Source organism: Klebsiella sp. PCX (assembly GCF_021869705.1).
GTDB lineage: Bacteria > Pseudomonadota > Gammaproteobacteria > Enterobacterales > Enterobacteriaceae > Klebsiella > Klebsiella quasipneumoniae.
The window spans coordinates 1643052-1659076 of the sequence record NZ_CP091527.1 but is presented as its reverse complement, the minus strand read 5'-3'; the positions used below and the strand labels follow the sequence as shown (position 1 = coordinate 1659076).

Genomic DNA, 16025 nt, shown 5'->3' with positions numbered 1-16025 from the left:
ATGGGCCAAAGGAGCTATTATGTTTCACCGTTTATGGACATTGATTCGCAAAGAGCTGCAGTCGCTGCTGCGCGAACCACAGACGCGGGCAATTTTAATCATGCCGGTGCTGATTCAGGTGCTGCTGTTTCCCTTTGCCGCGACGCTGGAGGTGACCAACGCCACCATCGCCATCTACAACGAAGACAGCGGTCGCCACGCGGTGGAACTCACTCAGCGCTTTGCCCGCGCCAAAGCCTTTACCCACGTCCTGCTGCTGAAAAGCCCGCAGGCGATCCAGCCGACCATCGATGAACAAAAAGCCCTGCTGGTGGTGCGCTTCCCGGCGGATTTCTCACGCAACCTCGACAACTATCAAACCGCCCCGCTGCAGCTCCTGCTCGACGGGCGCAACTCCAACAGCGCGCAAATCGCCGCCAACTATCTGCAGCAGGTCGTGAAAAATTACCAGCAGGAACTGCTGGAGGACAAAGCGAAGCCGAACAACAGCGAACTGGTGGTGCGCAACTGGTATAACCCGAATCTCGACTACAAATGGTTCGTGGTGCCGTCGCTCATCGCCATGATCACCACCATCGGAGTGATGATCGTCACCTCGCTGTCGGTGGCCCGCGAGCGCGAGCAGGGCACCCTCGATCAGCTGCTGGTCTCGCCCCTCGCCACCTGGCAAATCTTTGTCGGTAAAGCGGTACCGGCGCTGATCGTCGCCACCCTGCAGGCGACTATCGTGCTGGCGATTGGTATCTGGGCCTATCAGATCCCGTTTGCCGGCTCGCTGCTGCTGTTCTATTTCACCATGGTGATTTACGGTCTGTCGCTGGTGGGATTTGGCTTATTGATCTCATCGCTATGTTCAACGCAACAGCAGGCGTTTATTGGCGTGTTCGTCTTTATGATGCCGGCGATTCTTCTCTCCGGCTATGTTTCACCGGTGGAAAACATGCCGCAGTGGCTGCAGGATCTGACGTGGATAAACCCGATCCGCCACTTTACCGATATCACCAAGCAAATTTATTTGAAGGATGCGAGTCTGGAGATTGTGTGGGGAAGTTTGTGGCCGCTACTGGTCATAGCGGCCACCACCGGCTCAGCGGCGTATGCGATGTTCCGAAGAAAGATTGCGTAATTTTTTATCTTTCGCCAGCAGCGAGACCACCGCCGGGCCTGCCAGTATCACCAGCCCGGCGAGGGCCAGCAGCAGGTTGTTGTGCAGCACGCGCGACAGCAACCACAGCGCTATCATGGCGGCGCCGAAGTACCAGGTGGTGGTGAGCTCCTCAAGGAAGTCTCCCACATCGCGCCAGCGCGCCTCATGGTGACGCTGCAGAAACAGCATCGCCAGCAGCGTGACGCTGTAGAGGACGCACAGCCCTAATCCGACGCGCACCAGCGCGCCGCTCATCCATCCCATCACCAGCACTGCCACGACCAGTAGATGCAACATAATCTGCCAGCAACTAAGACCTGTTGCGACGCGTACACGTTGTTGCCACTTCATGGCTTCTCTCCTGAAGGATTTTTCTCTGCTACTCAGAGTACCGCACTTTACGGAAAATTCCGTATCACCGCATCTTTTTGTGACGTCTACTACACTATTTTATTCAGGAAAGTGACATTTACTGGAGAATTATGGCTGAGCCAACGTCGGGATTTTCGTTGAACGTGCTGACAATTAACACCCATAAAGGCTTTACGGCGTTTAATCGGCGTTTTATTTTGCCCGAGCTGCGCGAAGCCGTTCGCAGCGTCAGCGCTGACATAGTTTGCCTGCAGGAAGTGATGGGCGCTCACGAAGTTCACCCGCTGCATATCGAAAACTGGCCAGATAAGACCCATTACGAATTTCTTGCCGACACCATGTGGAGCGACTACGCCTATGGGCGCAACGCGGTCTATCCGGAAGGTCACCACGGGAATGCCGTGCTGTCGCGCTTCCCGATTGAATACTATGAAAATCGCGATATCTCGGTCGGCAATGGGGAGAAACGCGGCCTGCTGTACTGCCGCATCGTACCGCCGCAGAGCGGCGTTACGATTCACGTCATTTGCGTCCATCTCGGACTGCGTGCCGACCAGCGGCAGGCGCAGCTGGCGATGCTGGCGGAGTGGGTCAATACCCTGCCCGCCGGCGAGCCGGTGGTGGTGGCCGGAGATTTTAACGACTGGCGTCAGCAGGCTAACCAGCCGTTAAAGGCCCAGGCAGGGCTGGAAGAGATCTTTACCCGCGCCCGCGGACGGCCGGCGCGCACCTTTCCGGTCAGTTTTCCGCTGCTGCGCCTCGATCGCATTTACGTCAAGAACGCCCACGCCAGCCGCCCGAAGGCGCTGGCCCTCAAACAGTGGCGGCATCTGTCCGATCATGCACCCCTTAGCGTGGAGATTCATTTGTGAAATGTCGTTGGCAGGAAGGCAACCGCATTACGCTACTGGAGAACGGCGACCAGTACTATCCGGCGCTGTTTGCGGCCATCGGTCGCGCCAGCCGGCGGGTGATCCTCGAATCCTTTATCTGGTTTGAAGATGAGGTCGGCTGGCGGCTGCACGCGGTTCTGCTGAAGGCAGCACGCCGCGGCATCCAGGTGGAAGTGCTGCTTGACGGCTACGGCTCGCCGGATCTTAGCGATGAGTTTGTCGGTGAACTGACCGCCGCGGGGGTGATTTTCCGCTATTACGACCCGCGCCCTAAGCTGATGGGAATGCGTACCAACCTGTTCCGTCGTATGCACCGTAAAATCGTGGTGATCGACGACACCACCGCCTTTGTCGGCGGCATCAACTACTCCGCCGAACATATGAGCGACTATGGCCCGGAGGCCAAACAGGATTACACGGTGCAGGTCGAGGGGCCGGTGGTGCTCGATATTCTGCAGTTCGAACTGGAGAATCTGCCCAACAGCGAAACCGCCCGCCGCTGGTGGCGCCGTCGTCGCCATCAGCCGGAGATCAACCAGACCCCCGGCGAGGCGCAGGCGCTGTTCGTCTGGCGCGATAACCAGGATCACCGCGACGATATCGAACGCCACTACCTGAAGATGCTGACCAGCGCCCGCCGGGAGGTGATAATCGCGAACGCCTATTTTTTCCCCGGCTACCGTCTGTTGCATGCGATGCGCAATGCCGCGCGGCGCGGGGTGCGGGTGAAGCTGATCGTCCAGGGCGAACCGGATATTCCGATTGTGAAGTTCGGCGCCCACCTGCTCTACCACTACCTCGTCAAAGGCGGCGTGCAGATCTACGAATATCGCCGCCGTCCGCTGCATGGCAAAGTCGCCCTCGCGGACGACCACTGGGCCACCGTCGGGTCGAGCAACCTCGATCCGCTCAGCCTGTCGTTGAATCTGGAAGCCAATCTGATCATCCACGACCGGGTGTTTAACCAGACGCTGCGCGATAATCTTAACGGGCTTATCGCCCGGGATTGTCAGCGGATCGATAAAACGATGCTGCCGAAACGCAACTGGTGGCGGCTGGGGGTGAGCGTGATGGCCTTCCACTTTCTGCGCCACTTTCCGGCGTGGGTCGGCTGGCTGCCGGCCCATACTCCGCGGCTGGCCAGGGTCAGCCCGCCGGTGCAGCCGGAGATTGAAACTCAGGATCGCGTCGAGTCACCTACCAGGGATAATCCACTATGAGCAAATCGCACCCTCGCTGGCGGATGGCAAAAAGAGTGCTGACCGTACTCTTTTTTATCGCCGTGATCGTCCTGCTGGTGATTTACGCGCAGAAGGTCGACTGGCAGGAAGTATGGAAGGTGATCCGCGGCTACGATCGGCTGGCCTTGTTCAGCGCCATTGCGCTGGTCATCGTCAGCTATCTGATCTACGGCTGCTACGATCTGCTTGGCCGGGCCTATTGTGGGCATAAGCTGGCGAAACGCCAGGTGATGCTGGTGTCGTTTATCTGCTATGCCTTCAACCTGACCCTCAGCACCTGGGTCGGCGGCATCGGCATGCGCTACCGGCTGTACTCGCGGCTGGGGCTCAACGGCGGCACCATCACCCGTATTTTTTCATTAAGCATCACCACCAACTGGCTGGGCTATATCCTGCTCGGTGGGGTGATATTTACAGCGGATCTGGTGAAGCTGCCGCCGCACTGGTACATCAGTCAGACCACTCTGCGCATTATCGGCGGAGTGATGGTGTTTCTCACGCTGTGCTATCTGTTTGGCTGCGCCTTCGCCAAACGCCGTCACCTGACGATCAAAGGTCAGCGGCTGGTGCTGCCCTCCTGGCGATTCGCGCTGCTGCAGATGGGGGTCTCGGCGGCGAACTGGATGGCGATGGGGGCGATCATCTGGCTGCTGTTGGGCAGCGAGATTAACTATTTCCTTGTATTGGGGGTACTGCTGGTGAGCAGTATCGCCGGGGTGATTATCCACATTCCGGCCGGGATTGGCGTGCTGGAGGCGGTGTTCATCGCCATGCTCTCCGGGGAAGAGATTTCGAAGGGAGCGATCATCGCCGCTCTCCTCGCCTGGCGCGCGCTCTATTATTTCCTGCCGCTGCTGCTGGCGACGGTGGCCTATTTGCTGCTGGAGAGTCGGGCGAAAAAGTTGCGGCAAAAGAACCAGCGCAAGCTGGCCCGCGAATGAAATCGCCCGGCGGCGCTGCGCTTGCGCGGGCCTACGGGGTGTGAGCCTGTGAGGGGGGTCCTCCAGGCCGGGTAAGGCGCAGCCGCCACCCGGAAACATCCCGGGTACCGCGCCTGACGTCTCGCCCGGCGGCGCTGCGCTTGCGCGGGCCTACGGGGTGTGAGCCTGTGAGAGGAGCCTGTAGGCCGGGTAAGGCGCAGCCGCCACCCGGCAATACCACGGGTACCGTGCCTGACGTCTCGCCCGGCGGCGCTGCGCTTGCCGGGCGATCGGGGATGCAACCCTTTGATATAAACAGGTTAGCGGCGGTTGCCCATAATACGCAGTAGCATCAGGAACAGGTTGATGAAATCCAGATACAGCGTTAAGGCGCCGAGGATCGAGTATTTACGCAGATTGGCGCTGTCGCGGGTATCAATCTGCTCGCCGATGTTTTTCAGCTTCTGGGTGTCGTAGGCGGTCAGGCCGACAAACAGCACCACCCCGATGTAGGTCACGGCCCACATCAGCGCCTCGCTCTTCAGCCACAGGTTAACCAGCGACGCCAACACGATACCAATCAGCCCCATAAACAGCATGCTGCCGAAGCCGCTCAGGTCGCGCTTGGTGGTGTAGCCGTACAGACTCATCGCCCCGAACATCCCGCCGGTGACCACAAAGGTGCTGGCGATGGAGGAGTAGGTGTAGGCGATAAAAATGCTCGACAGCGTCAACCCGGTGAGCGCCGAATAGAGCATAAACAGGGTGGTCGCCATCCCGGGGCTCAGCCGCTGCACCATCCCCGACAGCACAAACACCAGCACCAGCTGGGCGATGATCAGCCCGAAAAAGGTGATTTTGCTCGAAAAGACGAACATCATCACCGCCGGGGTATTCGCCGCAAACCACGCGATAAACGCCGTCAGCAGCAGGCCGACCGTCATCCAGCCGTACACCTGCGCCATATAAGTCTGCAGGCCGCTGCGGCCCTGCACTATTGAATCGGAACGCGGATATCTGTCCATGACTCTCTCCTGATTAACAAAGTTTCACTCTGTAAGCGTATCACACTACCAGCGCTCTGCCGCCTGACGATCGCTGTCGCGGGCATCGACCCAGCGCTCGCCCTCCGGTGTCGCCTCGCGTTTCCAGAACGGCGCGCGGGTTTTCAGGTAGTCCATCATAAACTCGCCGGCGGCGAAGGCGCTGCCGCGGTGGGCGCTGGTGACGCCGACAAACACAATCTCTTCCCCCGGCCACATTTCGCCGATGCGATGGATAATGGTCACCCGGCCCAGCGGCCAGCGCTCGCGCGCCTGGTCGACAATCTCCGCCAGCGATTTCTCGGTCATCCCCGGATAGTGCTCAAGAGTCAGCGCTTTCACGCTGTCGCCGAGGTTGTGATTGCGCACTTTGCCGGTGAAGGTAACCACCGCGCCGTCTTCATCGCGTTCGGCCAGCCAGAGATACTCCTCGCCAACGCTAAAGCGCGCCGGGCTAACGACGATACGAGTTTGCGTCATGTCAGCCCCCGGTGACCGGTGGGAAGAACGCCACTTCATCCCCGCTGGCGACAGGATGGTCAAAGGCGGTCAGCGTCTGGTTAACCGCCGCCAGCAGCTTGCCCTCCTCCAGGGCCAGCGCCCAGCGATCGCCGCGAGCGGCAAGCTGCTGACGCACAGCCTCAACGGTGGCCAGCTCGCTGGCGTCGAGAGTCAGCGAATCAGTACCCACCAGCTCGCGCACCTGGGCAAAAAACAGAACCTTAATCATGGCGTTCGTCCACCTTAAAATCGCCAGACTTGCCGCCGCTTTTCGCCAGCAGGCGCACCGGGCCAATCACCATATCCTTCTGCACCGCCTTGCACATATCGTAAATGGTCAGCGCGGCAACCGAGGCGGCGGTAAGGGCTTCCATCTCGACGCCGGTTTTGCCGGTCAGGCGGCAGAGCGATTCGATGCGCACCCGGTTATGTTCCGGCTGCGCCTGCAAATTGACTTCCACTTTGCTGAGCATCAGCGGATGGCACAGCGGGATCAGCTCCCAGGTGCGCTTGGCCGCCTGGATCCCGGCGATACGCGCGGTGGCGAAAACGTCGCCTTTATGATGGCTGCCGTCGATAATCATCGCCAGGGTTGTCGCCTGCATCTCGACATAAGCCTCGGCGCGCGCTTCGCGTACCGTTTCCGCTTTGCCGGAGACATCCACCATATGGGCTTCGCCCGCGGCGTTAATATGGGTCAGTTGTGACATACATTATTTCTTCAGGTGAGGAATAAAATTACAAGGACGGGTGCGGGCATCCAGCTGCGGGGCAATGATGTTGTCCCACGCCGTGCGGCAGGCTTTCGTCGAGCCCGGCATAGCGAAGATCAGCGTGTGGTTGGCGACGCCGGCCACGGCCCGGGACTGCAGCGTCGAGGTGCCGATCTCTTCGAACGACAGCATGCGGAACACTTCGCCAAAACCTTCCACCTCACGGTCAAACAGCGGCAGCAGCGCTTCCGGCGCCTGGTCCCCTTCGGTGAACCCGGTCCCGCCGGTGATCAGCACCACCTGTACCTCATCGCTGGCGATCCACACCGATACCTGGGCGCGGATGGCGTAGCGGTTCTCTTTGACTATCGCCTTATCGACGACATGGTGCCCCGCCTCCTGCGCCGCCTCACGCAGCCAGTGGCCGGAAGTGTCGTCCGCTTCGCCGCGACGACTGGAAACGGTAAGAATAGCAATACGGGTCGGAATAAACTCAGCGCTAGCCTGGCTCATCTGAATGCTCCTTTCGAAAACGATTATCCGCCAATATAGGACAGGTTCTGCGTAATACCGGTGTTGCCCTGATGCAGGAAATGGGTCTGCTTTTTATGGGTTAAGGCTTCGGCGATCCGCGCTTCCAGCGCGGCCTGCTGCCGATCATCGGCCATCAGGTCGCGCAGGTCGACGCCGCCTTCGCCAAACAGGCACAGGTGCAATTTGCCGACGGAGGAGACGCGCAGACGGTTGCAGGTGGTGCAGAAGTCTTTTTCGTACGGCATGATGAGGCCGATCTCGCCGGCGTAGTCCGGATGACAAAAGACCTGCGCCGGACCATCGCTGCGCTGGCGGATCTGGTGGATCCAGCCGCGACGCAGCAGCTCGTCGCGCAACACCATGCCGGAGAGATGGTGACGGCGGAACAGGTCGCTGCCCTCGCCGGTTTCCATCAGCTCAATAAAACGCAGCTGAATACGACGCGGCTGGATCCAGGCGAGGAAGGTATCAAGCTGGTGATGATTAACATCGCGCATCAGTACGGTATTCACCTTCACCTTGTCAAAGCCCGCGGCGAAGGCGGCGTCAATCCCGTCCATCACCTGGTGGAATTTATCCTGGCCGGTGATGGCATGGAACTGGCGGGCGTCGAGGCTATCGACGCTGACGTTGATCGCCGTCAGCCCGGCATCGCGCCAGCGTTCGACATCGCGCGCCAGGCGATAACCGTTAGTGGTGACGGCAATCTGACGGATCGCCGGGTTTTCACGCACGGCGGCGATGATCTCGGTGAAGTCACGGCGCAGGGAGGGTTCCCCACCGGTGAGGCGAACTTTTTCAGTGCCCAGCGCGGAGAAAGCGCGCGTGACCCGGCGCACTTCGTCTACGCTAAGAAAGCCGTTGTTATTGACGGCGCCGGGCTTGTAGCCATCCGGCAGGCAGTAGGTGCAACGGAAATTGCACACATCGGTAATCGACAGACGCAGGTAATAAAACTTACGCGCGAATGCATCGGTAAGCTGTGAGGCCATATACACCTTTCCAAATACGGGAGACGCGGTCATTTCTTCCCACGCCCTGGCGACAACCGGCGGCGTCGCGGCCAAACCGCCATATCTTTTGACACAGGCGAAGAGGCTAGAGTGTTAACAGGTTATGCCGATAGTAGCGCGTTCCAGGCGGTTTCGCCATTTGCGATTTCGCTATATATTCTTGTATATATCGCTGCCTTCGTGCATTTTCGCTACAGAATAGCCATAAATCATCTTTTTGCCTTGATATCGGTCAGTTTGTCGGGCTCCTCCCATCGTCTTTTAGGGGTAGATCGGGTAGTGTGTGGCCGTTTATGTGAAATAAGGAATTTCTATGCGCAATCGTACATTCGCTGACCTGGATCGGGTGGTGGCGCTCGGCGGCGGGCATGGTCTGGGTCGGGTAATGTCCTCCCTGTCCTCGCTGGGCTCACGGCTGACTGGCATTGTGACCACCACCGACAACGGGGGATCCACCGGGCGGATCCGCCGCTCGGAAGGCGGCATTGCCTGGGGCGATATGCGCAACTGCATCAATCAGTTAATCGCCGAGCCGAGCGTGGCGTCGGCGATGTTTGAGTACCGTTTTAGCGGCAATGGCGAGCTTTCCGGCCATAACCTGGGAAATCTGATGTTAAAGGCGCTGGATCACCTCAGCGTGCGGCCGTTGGAAGCGATCAATTTGATCAGAAACCTGCTCAAAGTGGACGCTTTTCTTATTCCGATGTCGGAACAACCGGTGGATTTGATGGCGCTCGATCATGAAGGCCATGAAGTTTACGGTGAAGTCAATATCGATCAGCTCGATAGCGTGCCGCAGGAGCTGATGCTCACCCCGCCGGTACCGGCCACCCGTGAGGCGGTGGCGGCCATCGCCGAAGCCGATCTGATCCTTATCGGCCCGGGCAGTTTCTATACCAGCCTGCTGCCAATCCTGCTGCTTGACGAGATGGCCCAGGCGCTGCGTCGCACTCCGGCGCCAATGGTGTTTATCGATAACCTCGGCAAAGAGCACAGCCCGGCCGCGAGGCTGTCGCTGGCGGAGCGCATCGCGATTATGGAGCGCTATGTGGGCAAGCGGGTGGTGGATGCGGTTATCGCCGGCCCAAAAGCCGATATCAGCGGCATCGACAACAGGCTGGTGATTCAGACGCCGCTGGAGGCCAGCGACGTTCCCTATCGCCATGACCGGGCGCTGCTGCGCGGGGCGCTGGAGAAAGCGCTCCAGCTGCCGGGCTGATCCTGCGCGCCGGAGGATCGGCTTTCGGCGCACCTTAAAATCTTAAGGTTGTCTTAAAACAGAGCTGGCATTATACCCATATCTCTTTCTGTAGGTAGGTGTTATGTCTTTATTGCCTCTGCGTCGGCCCGTTCTCAGCCGCACAACGTATCTGATTCTCTTTGCTTGCTATATCGGTATCTTTCTCAACCTGGCTTTTTATCGCCAGGTTTTCCCGCTACTGCCGGTAAATAGCCTGCATAACTGGCTGGTATTCCTCAGTATGCCAATCGTGGCCATTTGCGTGATGAATATCCTCACCACCCTCGCCTCGTTCCTGAAGCTGGACCGGCTGGTGATTAGCCTTTTTATTCTACTCAGCGCTTCGGCTCAGTACTTTATCTGGTCCTTCGGCGTGGTGATTGACCGTTCGATGATCGCCAATATCTTCGATACCACCCCGGCGGAAAGCTTCGCTCTGCTGTCGACGAAAATGGTCATCGTGCTTGGAGTTTCCGGCCTGTTGATGGTTCTGGTGGCCTGGTGGATTAAAGTTCGTAAACCTGCCTCTTTCTGGCGCGGCGTGGCGATGCGTCTGCTCAATATCGCCGTTTCGGCACTACTGATAATTCTGGTGGCCGCACTGTTCTACAAAGATTACGCCTCGGTGTTCCGTAACAACAAAGAGCTGGTGAAATCCCTGAGCCCCTCCAACAGCATTGTGGCGCTGAACTCCTGGTATGCGCACCATCGCATGGACAACCTGCCGCTGGTGAAGATTGGGGAAGATGCCAAACAGAAACCGGTGATGCATAACGCTCCCCGTAAGAACCTGACGATTGTGGTGCTCGGCGAGACTTCGCGAGCGGATAACTTCTCACTGGGCGGCTACGATCGGGAGACTAACCCGCGCCTGCAACAGGACAACGTGGTGTACTTCCCGAAAACCACCTCCTGCGGCACAGCAACTGCGGTTTCCGTGCCCTGCATGTTCTCCAATATGCCGCGCGCGCGCTATGACGAAGAGCTGGCCCATCACCAGGAAGGCGTCCTGGATATTCTGCAGCGCGCCGGCATCCAGGTGCTGTGGAACGACAACGATGGCGGCTGCAAGGGGGCATGCGATCGGGTACCGCATCAGAACGTGACCGATCTGAAGCTAACCGGACAGTGCATCGACGGCGAGTGCTACGACGACGTGCTGTTCCATAATCTCGACAGCTATATCGATAACCTGCAACAGGATGGCATTATCGTACTGCATACCATCGGCAGCCACGGCCCAACCTATTACAATCGCTATCCGGCTGAGTTCAAAAAATTCACCCCAACCTGCGATACCAATGAAATCCAAAGTTGTACGCAACAACAGTTGACCAATACCTACGATAACACCATTCTGTATGTCGACTATGTCGTTGATAAAGCGATAAAACTACTGCAATCTAAACAGGACAAATTCACCACTAGCCTGGTTTATTTGTCCGACCACGGCGAATCGCTGGGCGAAAATGGCGTCTATTTGCATGGTCTGCCGTACTCCATTGCGCCGGATACGCAAAAGCACGTGCCCATGCTGCTGTGGCTGTCGCCGGATTACCAGCAACGTTACGGTGTTTCCAGCCAGTGTTTGCAACAACAGGCTAAGACGAAGGATTATTCACAAGATAATCTGTTCTCCACCCTGCTCGGCCTGCTCGGCGTCAGCACCCACGAGTACCAGGCGGCAGATGATATTTTAACGCCATGTAGAGAGGCTGGTTGATGAAAATCTTAGTCATTGAAGACGATGCGCTGTTGTTGCAGGGGTTAATCCTGGCGATGCAAAGCGAAGGATACGTGTGCGATGGCGTCTCCACGGCGCACGAAGCGGCGCTGTCGCTGGCCAGCAATCACTACAGCCTGATCGTACTCGACCTCGGCCTGCCGGACGAAGACGGCCTGCATTTTCTCGCCCGTATGCGGCGGGAGAAAATGACCCAGCCGGTGCTGATCCTCACCGCCCGCGATACCCTTGAGGATCGCATTAGCGGTCTCGACACCGGCGCGGATGACTATCTGGTGAAACCCTTTGCCCTGGAAGAGCTAAACGCGCGCATTCGCGCCCTGCTCCGTCGGCATAATAATCAGGGCGATAACGAAATCAGCGTCGGCGATCTGCGCCTCAACGTCACCCGCCGCCAGGTGTGGCTCGGTGAGACGGCGCTGGATCTGACGCCGAAGGAGTATGCCCTGCTGTCGCGGCTGATGATGAAAGCCGGCAGCCCGGTACATCGTGAGATCCTCTACAACGATATCTACAGCTGGGACAATGAGCCAGCGACCAATACCCTGGAAGTGCATATCCATAACCTGCGCGATAAGATTGGCAAATCGCGGATCCGCACCGTCAGGGGCTTCGGCTATATGCTGGCTAACCACATCGATACGGAATAGACCATGGCTCTGTTTGCAACCGAAAACTGGACCATGCGTCACCGGCTGCTGTTGACCATCGGCGCCATTCTGGTGGTCTGCCAGCTGATCAGCGTCTTCTGGCTATGGCATGAGAGCAAAGAGCAGATCCAGCTGCTGGTGGCCAGCGCCATCGAAGGGCACAACAACCAAAAGCATGTGGAGCATGAGGTTCGGGAAGCGGTCGCCAGCCTGCTGGTGCCGAGCCTGCTGATCGTGGGTCTGGCGCTGTATATCAGCATGCTGGCGGTACGCAAAATCACCCGCCCGCTGTCACGTCTGCAAAGCGAGCTGGAGAGTCGTACCCCGGACAACCTCACCCCCATCGTGCTCAGCGAATCGGTGCCCGAGGTGACGGCGGTGACCACCGCCCTGAATCAGCTGGTTTCCCGCCTCAATCTGACTCTCGATCGCGAACGGCTGTTTACCGCCGACGTGGCGCACGAGCTGCGCACCCCGCTGGCCGGGCTGCGGCTGCACCTTGAGCTGCTGGCGAAAGTGCACGGCATGGGCGTCGACCCGCTGATCCAGCGGCTCGACCAGATGACCACCAGCATTTCGCAGCTGCTGCAGCTGGCGCGCGTCGGTCAGTCCTTTTCCGCCGGCAGCTATCAGCAGGTGCTGCTGCTGGATGACGTGGTCAAACCGCTGCAGGATGAGCTGGAGACCATGCTGGCCGAGCGCCAGCAACGGCTGCTGCTGACGGATGTCGAAAGCGAGGCCGTCGTCTCTGGCGACGCGACGCTCATCCGCGTCATTCTGCGCAATCTGGTGGAGAATGCCCATCGCTACAGCCCGCAAGGGTCGACGATCCGCGTGTCGGTGAAAGCGGGTCTGATGCCGGTGATGGCAGTGGAAGATGAAGGACCGGGGATTGATGAGGCGAAAAGCGGCGAACTCAGTAAGGCCTTCGTGCGCATGGACAGTCGCTACGGCGGTATAGGGCTAGGACTGAGCATCGTCACGCGCATCGCTCAGCTGCATGACGCCCAGTTCTTTTTACATAACCGCCAGCCGGGGCCAGGGGTCCGCGCGTGGGTGTTATTCCCGCGGCGCGGGGGTCAGAACGTCAGCACCCACTGATGGAAGAAGGCAACAATAATGACCAGGGCGGTGGCGACCGCCAGATATTCACGGAAGTTGATTTTTTGCATGGGCGCTATCCTCATCAGGTTGAGGATAGTGTCGCCTGGCGAGATTAAGCAAACATTAAGAAGGCCGCTTTGCGGCCTTTTTTCTTCACCGCGAATGGTTATCTGGCTGCGGAACAGGGCGATAAGGGCCACGCCTTGTCTGCTTCCCGCACGTCCACCTCCCGGCAGTACACGCCGGGACTCAGGAGGCGGCGATAAACAGTTCGCGCAGCTGATGCAGCTGGTCGCGAATTTGCGCCGCCTCTTCGAACTCGAGGTTTTGCGCGTGCTGCATCATCTGCCCTTCCAGCTCGTGGATTTTCTGCTGCAGCGCTTTTGGCGTCATATCCACGCCGCTGAGCCCGGCAGGCTCGACGGCCTTCGCTTTACCGCGCCCTTTGGCTTTGGTTTTCGCCAGGCTCTGGCCCAGCTGCAGGATATCCACCACTTTCTTGTTGAGCCCCTGCGGCACAATGCCGTGCTCTTCGTTATAGCGCTGCTGTTTCTCCCGTCGACGCTCTGTCTCGCCGATGGCTTTCGCCATCGAGGGGGTGATCTTATCGCCGTACAGGATAGCCTTGCCGTTGACGTTGCGCGCCGCGCGGCCGATGGTCTGGATCAGCGAGCGTTCGGAGCGCAGGAAGCCCTCTTTGTCCGCATCCAGGATCGCCACCAGCGACACCTCCGGCATATCCAGCCCCTCACGCAGCAGGTTGATCCCGACCAGCACGTCAAACTCGCCAAGACGCAGGTCGCGGATAATCTCCATACGTTCGACGGTGTCGATATCCGAGTGCAGATAGCGCACCCGCTCGCCGTGCTCCTCAAGGTACTCGGTTAAGTCTTCCGCCATCCGCTTGGTGAGGGTGGTGACCAGCACGCGCTCGTTGATGGCCGTGCGCAGGCGGATCTCCGACAGCAGATCGTCGACCTGGGTCGCCACCGGCCGCACTTCGATGATCGGATCCAGCAGACCGGTCGGCCGCACCACCTGATCCACCACCTCGCCGCCGGATTTATCCAGCTCGTAGGCGCCGGGGGTGGCCGACACGTAGATGGTTTGCGGCGCCAGCGCTTCGAATTCTTCAAACTTCATCGGCCGGTTATCCAGCGCCGACGGCAGGCGGAAGCCGTACTCCACCAGCGTCTCTTTGCGCGCCCGGTCGCCGCGGTACATACCGCCGATCTGCGGCACCGTGACGTGAGATTCGTCAATCACCAGCAGGCCGTCTGCCGGCAGGTAGTCGAACAGGGTGGGCGGCGGCTCGCCGGGGCCGCGCCCGGAGAGGAAGCGCGAGTAGTTTTCAATGCCCGAGCAGTAGCCCAGCTCGTTCATCATTTCGAGGTCGAACTGGGTGCGCTGGGTTAAGCGCTGCTCTTCCAGCAGCTTGTTGTTGGCCAGCAGCACCTTACGCCGCTCCGCCAGCTCCAGCTTGATCTCTTCCATCGCCTGGACAATGCGCTCCCGCGGCGTCACGTAGTGGGTCTTGGGATAAATGGTGTAGCGCGGCACCGTCGATTCCACATGGCCGGTGAGCGGGTCGAACAGCGACAGGCGCTCAACTTCTTCGTCAAACAGCTCAATGCGCAGGGCGATATCGTCCGATTCCGCCGGGAAGACGTCGATCACCTCGCCGCGCACCCGGAAGGTGCCGCGCTGGAAGGCCTGATCGTTGCGGGTATACTGCAGTTCGGCCAGGCGGCGCAGGATCGCCCGCTGGTCAATCAGCATCCCCACCGTCAGATGCAACATCATTTTCAGATACAGGTCCGGGTCGCCGAGGCCGTAAATAGCCGAGACAGAGGCCACCACCACCACATCGCGCCGCTCAAGCAGCGCTTTGGTGGCCGACAGGCGCATCTGCTCGATATGTTCGTTTACCGAGGCATCTTTCTCAATGAAGGTATCTGAGCTGGGGACATAGGCTTCCGGCTGATAGTAATCGTAGTAGGAGACGAAATACTCGACGGCATTCTCCGGGAAAAACTCTTTCATCTCGCCGTAGAGCTGGGCCGCCAGCGTTTTGTTTGGCGCCAGCACCATCGTCGGCCGCTGCAGATCGGCAATCACGTTGGCGATGGTAAAGGTCTTACCGGAGCCGGTGACCCCCAGCAGCGTTTGATGCGCGAGCCCATCCTCCAGCCCCTCTTCCAGGCGGCGGATGGCTTCCGGTTGGTCTCCGGAGGGGCGAAAGGCGGAATGCAGAACAAACGATTTACTCATCAATCAGAACCTGAAAAAGATTTAGCGGCCGGTGTTTAATTCTACCCCCCGGGCCGTTTTTTGCCAATAAATTATACTGGATATTTAAACAGTGCGTGCTTATGATAGCGCCACAATATGGCCTTTTTTGCCGGTAAGCAGGGTATAAAACGCGCGCCGGGCGGAATAATCCTCCGGCCGTCAGGGTTATCCCCAGAAATTTTTACCTTTTAACATTTGTCAAGCGGACGGGTGAAAGTTTTATGGCAGCAGATGACGCTTTTCTTACACCCATTGATTTTATCTAACAAGCTGATATTTAATGTTTTTAAAGAAAAGACGCCTTTCGCGCCAATTCAGCCGCAAGCCGCGTACGCTCTAGCTTACCGCAGGTTTTCTAACTCTAATACACAAGGTTATCCACAGGAATAGTGGATAACTGTCTGCAGCCCAAGACCGCCGCCGCCCGGCGCAAATCGTCTGGCGGCCTAAATCACGTGGCGAAAAATTTTTATCGAACTATTTTTGATAACTATCCGCTTAAAGCCGCTCGATTTTTGCTGCTTTTTGCACCACCCTTTAGCGTCGGGCACCGGAAAAGTGCAGCCCCGGCGCTGGCTGTGCCTGATGGTATCGGCATTTAGCGTTTTTTTCCGAGCG

At 58.6% G+C, this 16025-nt stretch carries 17 protein-coding genes and 1 riboswitch; of the genes, 9 read left to right on the top strand and 8 right to left on the bottom strand.

The genetic code is table 11. The annotated features are described in order from the left end of the window. Positions 1–19: 19 nt before the first annotated feature. Entirely contained in the window at positions 20–1126 is a 1107-nt protein-coding gene (locus GQR96_RS07770) for an ABC transporter permease (protein ID WP_004886162.1), read from the top strand. Here the strand turns inward: GQR96_RS07770 and GQR96_RS07765 are convergent. Continuing rightward, positions 1088–1498 (bottom strand): YbhQ family protein, encoded by a 411-nt coding sequence (locus tag GQR96_RS07765; protein ID WP_012542390.1) that lies wholly within the window; start codon positions 1496–1498, stop codon positions 1088–1090. The two genes, GQR96_RS07770 and GQR96_RS07765, sit on opposite strands and share 39 nt — an antisense overlap. A 131-nt stretch (positions 1499–1629) precedes the next feature. On the opposite strand from GQR96_RS07765, the gene GQR96_RS07760 reads away from it, so the two are divergent. From GQR96_RS07760 to GQR96_RS07750, 3 genes are read left to right on the top strand one after another with little or no spacing between them, the layout of a single operon-like run. Continuing rightward, a complete protein-coding gene (locus GQR96_RS07760; protein ID WP_004886158.1) occupies positions 1630–2391 on the top strand; it encodes an endonuclease/exonuclease/phosphatase family protein in 762 nt (253 codons plus the stop codon). Next, a complete protein-coding gene (gene clsB, locus GQR96_RS07755) occupies positions 2388–3632 on the top strand; it encodes a cardiolipin synthase ClsB (protein WP_004886156.1) in 1245 nt (414 codons plus the stop codon). Before GQR96_RS07760 ends, clsB begins: the two co-directional genes overlap by 4 nt. Next, the gene (locus tag GQR96_RS07750; protein WP_065878970.1) at positions 3629–4594 is read left to right on the top strand and encodes a lysylphosphatidylglycerol synthase domain-containing protein; all 966 of its coding nucleotides are present in this window, start codon (positions 3629–3631) and stop codon (positions 4592–4594) included. Before clsB ends, GQR96_RS07750 begins: the two co-directional genes overlap by 4 nt. Positions 4595–4893: 299 nt before the next feature. Here GQR96_RS07750 and GQR96_RS07745 read toward each other — a convergent pair whose 3' ends face one another. The 6 genes from GQR96_RS07745 to moaA form a co-directional block, all read right to left on the bottom strand. Continuing rightward, the gene (locus tag GQR96_RS07745) at positions 4894–5598 is read right to left on the bottom strand and encodes a Bax inhibitor-1/YccA family protein (RefSeq protein ID WP_065878968.1); all 705 of its coding nucleotides are present in this window, start codon (positions 5596–5598) and stop codon (positions 4894–4896) included. Between the two features lie 45 nt (positions 5599–5643). Beyond that, positions 5644–6096, bottom strand: coding sequence for a molybdopterin synthase catalytic subunit MoaE (moaE, locus tag GQR96_RS07740; RefSeq protein WP_004886150.1), 453 nt, complete (start codon positions 6094–6096; stop codon positions 5644–5646). A gap of 1 nt (position 6097) precedes the next feature. Next, complete coding sequence (moaD, locus tag GQR96_RS07735) at positions 6098–6346, bottom strand: molybdopterin synthase sulfur carrier subunit (RefSeq protein WP_004886145.1); 249 nt, start codon at positions 6344–6346, stop codon at positions 6098–6100. Continuing rightward, positions 6339–6827, bottom strand: a complete 489-nt coding sequence (gene moaC / locus GQR96_RS07730; RefSeq protein WP_004886142.1) for a cyclic pyranopterin monophosphate synthase MoaC — start codon at positions 6825–6827, stop codon at positions 6339–6341. The genes moaD and moaC overlap by 8 nt, the downstream gene beginning before the upstream one ends. A 3-nt stretch (positions 6828–6830) precedes the next feature. After that, positions 6831–7343 carry a molybdenum cofactor biosynthesis protein B gene (gene moaB, locus GQR96_RS07725; protein ID WP_004886139.1) on the bottom strand — a complete coding sequence of 171 codons (513 nt, stop codon included), beginning with the start codon at positions 7341–7343 and terminating at the stop codon, positions 6831–6833. A gap of 23 nt (positions 7344–7366) precedes the next feature. Then, complete coding sequence (moaA, locus tag GQR96_RS07720) at positions 7367–8356, bottom strand: GTP 3',8-cyclase MoaA (protein WP_004886137.1); 990 nt, start codon at positions 8354–8356, stop codon at positions 7367–7369. Then, a riboswitch (molybdenum cofactor riboswitch) is annotated at positions 8344–8482 on the bottom strand. It overlaps the preceding gene by 13 nt. 208 nt (positions 8483–8690) lie before the next feature. On the opposite strand from moaA, the gene yvcK reads away from it, so the two are divergent. The 4 genes from yvcK (at position 8691) to pmrB (ending at position 13112) form a co-directional block, all read left to right on the top strand. Then, positions 8691–9596, top strand: a complete 906-nt coding sequence (gene yvcK, locus GQR96_RS07715) for a uridine diphosphate-N-acetylglucosamine-binding protein YvcK (protein ID WP_065878966.1) — start codon at positions 8691–8693, stop codon at positions 9594–9596. Between the two features lie 103 nt (positions 9597–9699). Next, a complete protein-coding gene (gene eptA, locus GQR96_RS07710; protein WP_065904947.1) occupies positions 9700–11340 on the top strand; it encodes a phosphoethanolamine transferase EptA in 1641 nt (546 codons plus the stop codon). Next, the gene (pmrA, locus tag GQR96_RS07705) at positions 11340–12011 is read left to right on the top strand and encodes a two-component system response regulator PmrA (RefSeq protein ID WP_004886130.1); all 672 of its coding nucleotides are present in this window, start codon (positions 11340–11342) and stop codon (positions 12009–12011) included. The genes eptA and pmrA overlap by 1 nt, the downstream gene beginning before the upstream one ends. A 3-nt stretch (positions 12012–12014) precedes the next feature. After that, on the top strand, positions 12015–13112 hold the full coding sequence (gene pmrB / locus GQR96_RS07700; protein WP_004886129.1) for a two-component system sensor histidine kinase PmrB: 1098 nt from the start codon (positions 12015–12017) through the stop codon (positions 13110–13112). A 252-nt stretch (positions 13113–13364) separates the two neighbouring features. On the opposite strand, the gene uvrB is transcribed toward pmrB, so the two are convergent. Next, on the bottom strand, positions 13365–15386 hold the full coding sequence (uvrB, locus tag GQR96_RS07695) for an excinuclease ABC subunit UvrB (RefSeq protein ID WP_004886127.1): 2022 nt from the start codon (positions 15384–15386) through the stop codon (positions 13365–13367). 410 nt (positions 15387–15796) lie between these two features. Between uvrB and GQR96_RS07690 the strand changes: the two genes are divergently transcribed. Continuing rightward, on the top strand, positions 15797–16009 hold the full coding sequence (locus GQR96_RS07690; RefSeq protein WP_032431208.1) for a hypothetical protein: 213 nt from the start codon (positions 15797–15799) through the stop codon (positions 16007–16009). Positions 16010–16025 lie beyond the last annotated feature (16 nt).

Bases quoted from the DNA above. Each gene is read 5' to 3' on its own strand.
- GQR96_RS07770 (WP_004886162.1), top strand. From the start codon at position 20: ATGTTTCACCGTTTATGGACATTGATTCGCAAAGAGCTGCAGTCGCTG.
- GQR96_RS07765 (WP_012542390.1), bottom strand. From the start codon at position 1,498: ATGAAGTGGCAACAACGTGTACGCGTCGCAACAGGTCTTAGTTGCTGG.
- GQR96_RS07760 (WP_004886158.1), top strand. From the start codon at position 1,630: ATGGCTGAGCCAACGTCGGGATTTTCGTTGAACGTGCTGACAATTAAC.
- GQR96_RS07750 (WP_065878970.1), top strand. From the start codon at position 3,629: ATGAGCAAATCGCACCCTCGCTGGCGGATGGCAAAAAGAGTGCTGACC.
- GQR96_RS07745 (WP_065878968.1), bottom strand. From the start codon at position 5,598: ATGGACAGATATCCGCGTTCCGATTCAATAGTGCAGGGCCGCAGCGGC.
- moaE (WP_004886150.1), bottom strand. From the start codon at position 6,096: ATGACGCAAACTCGTATCGTCGTTAGCCCGGCGCGCTTTAGCGTTGGC.
- moaD (WP_004886145.1), bottom strand. From the start codon at position 6,346: ATGATTAAGGTTCTGTTTTTTGCCCAGGTGCGCGAGCTGGTGGGTACT.
- moaC (WP_004886142.1), bottom strand. From the start codon at position 6,827: ATGTCACAACTGACCCATATTAACGCCGCGGGCGAAGCCCATATGGTG.
- moaB (WP_004886139.1), bottom strand. From the start codon at position 7,343: ATGAGCCAGGCTAGCGCTGAGTTTATTCCGACCCGTATTGCTATTCTT.
- moaA (WP_004886137.1), bottom strand. From the start codon at position 8,356: ATGGCCTCACAGCTTACCGATGCATTCGCGCGTAAGTTTTATTACCTG.
- yvcK (WP_065878966.1), top strand. From the start codon at position 8,691: ATGCGCAATCGTACATTCGCTGACCTGGATCGGGTGGTGGCGCTCGGC.
- eptA (WP_065904947.1), top strand. From the start codon at position 9,700: ATGTCTTTATTGCCTCTGCGTCGGCCCGTTCTCAGCCGCACAACGTAT.
- pmrA (WP_004886130.1), top strand. From the start codon at position 11,340: ATGAAAATCTTAGTCATTGAAGACGATGCGCTGTTGTTGCAGGGGTTA.
- pmrB (WP_004886129.1), top strand. From the start codon at position 12,015: ATGGCTCTGTTTGCAACCGAAAACTGGACCATGCGTCACCGGCTGCTG.
- uvrB (WP_004886127.1), bottom strand. From the start codon at position 15,386: ATGAGTAAATCGTTTGTTCTGCATTCCGCCTTTCGCCCCTCCGGAGAC.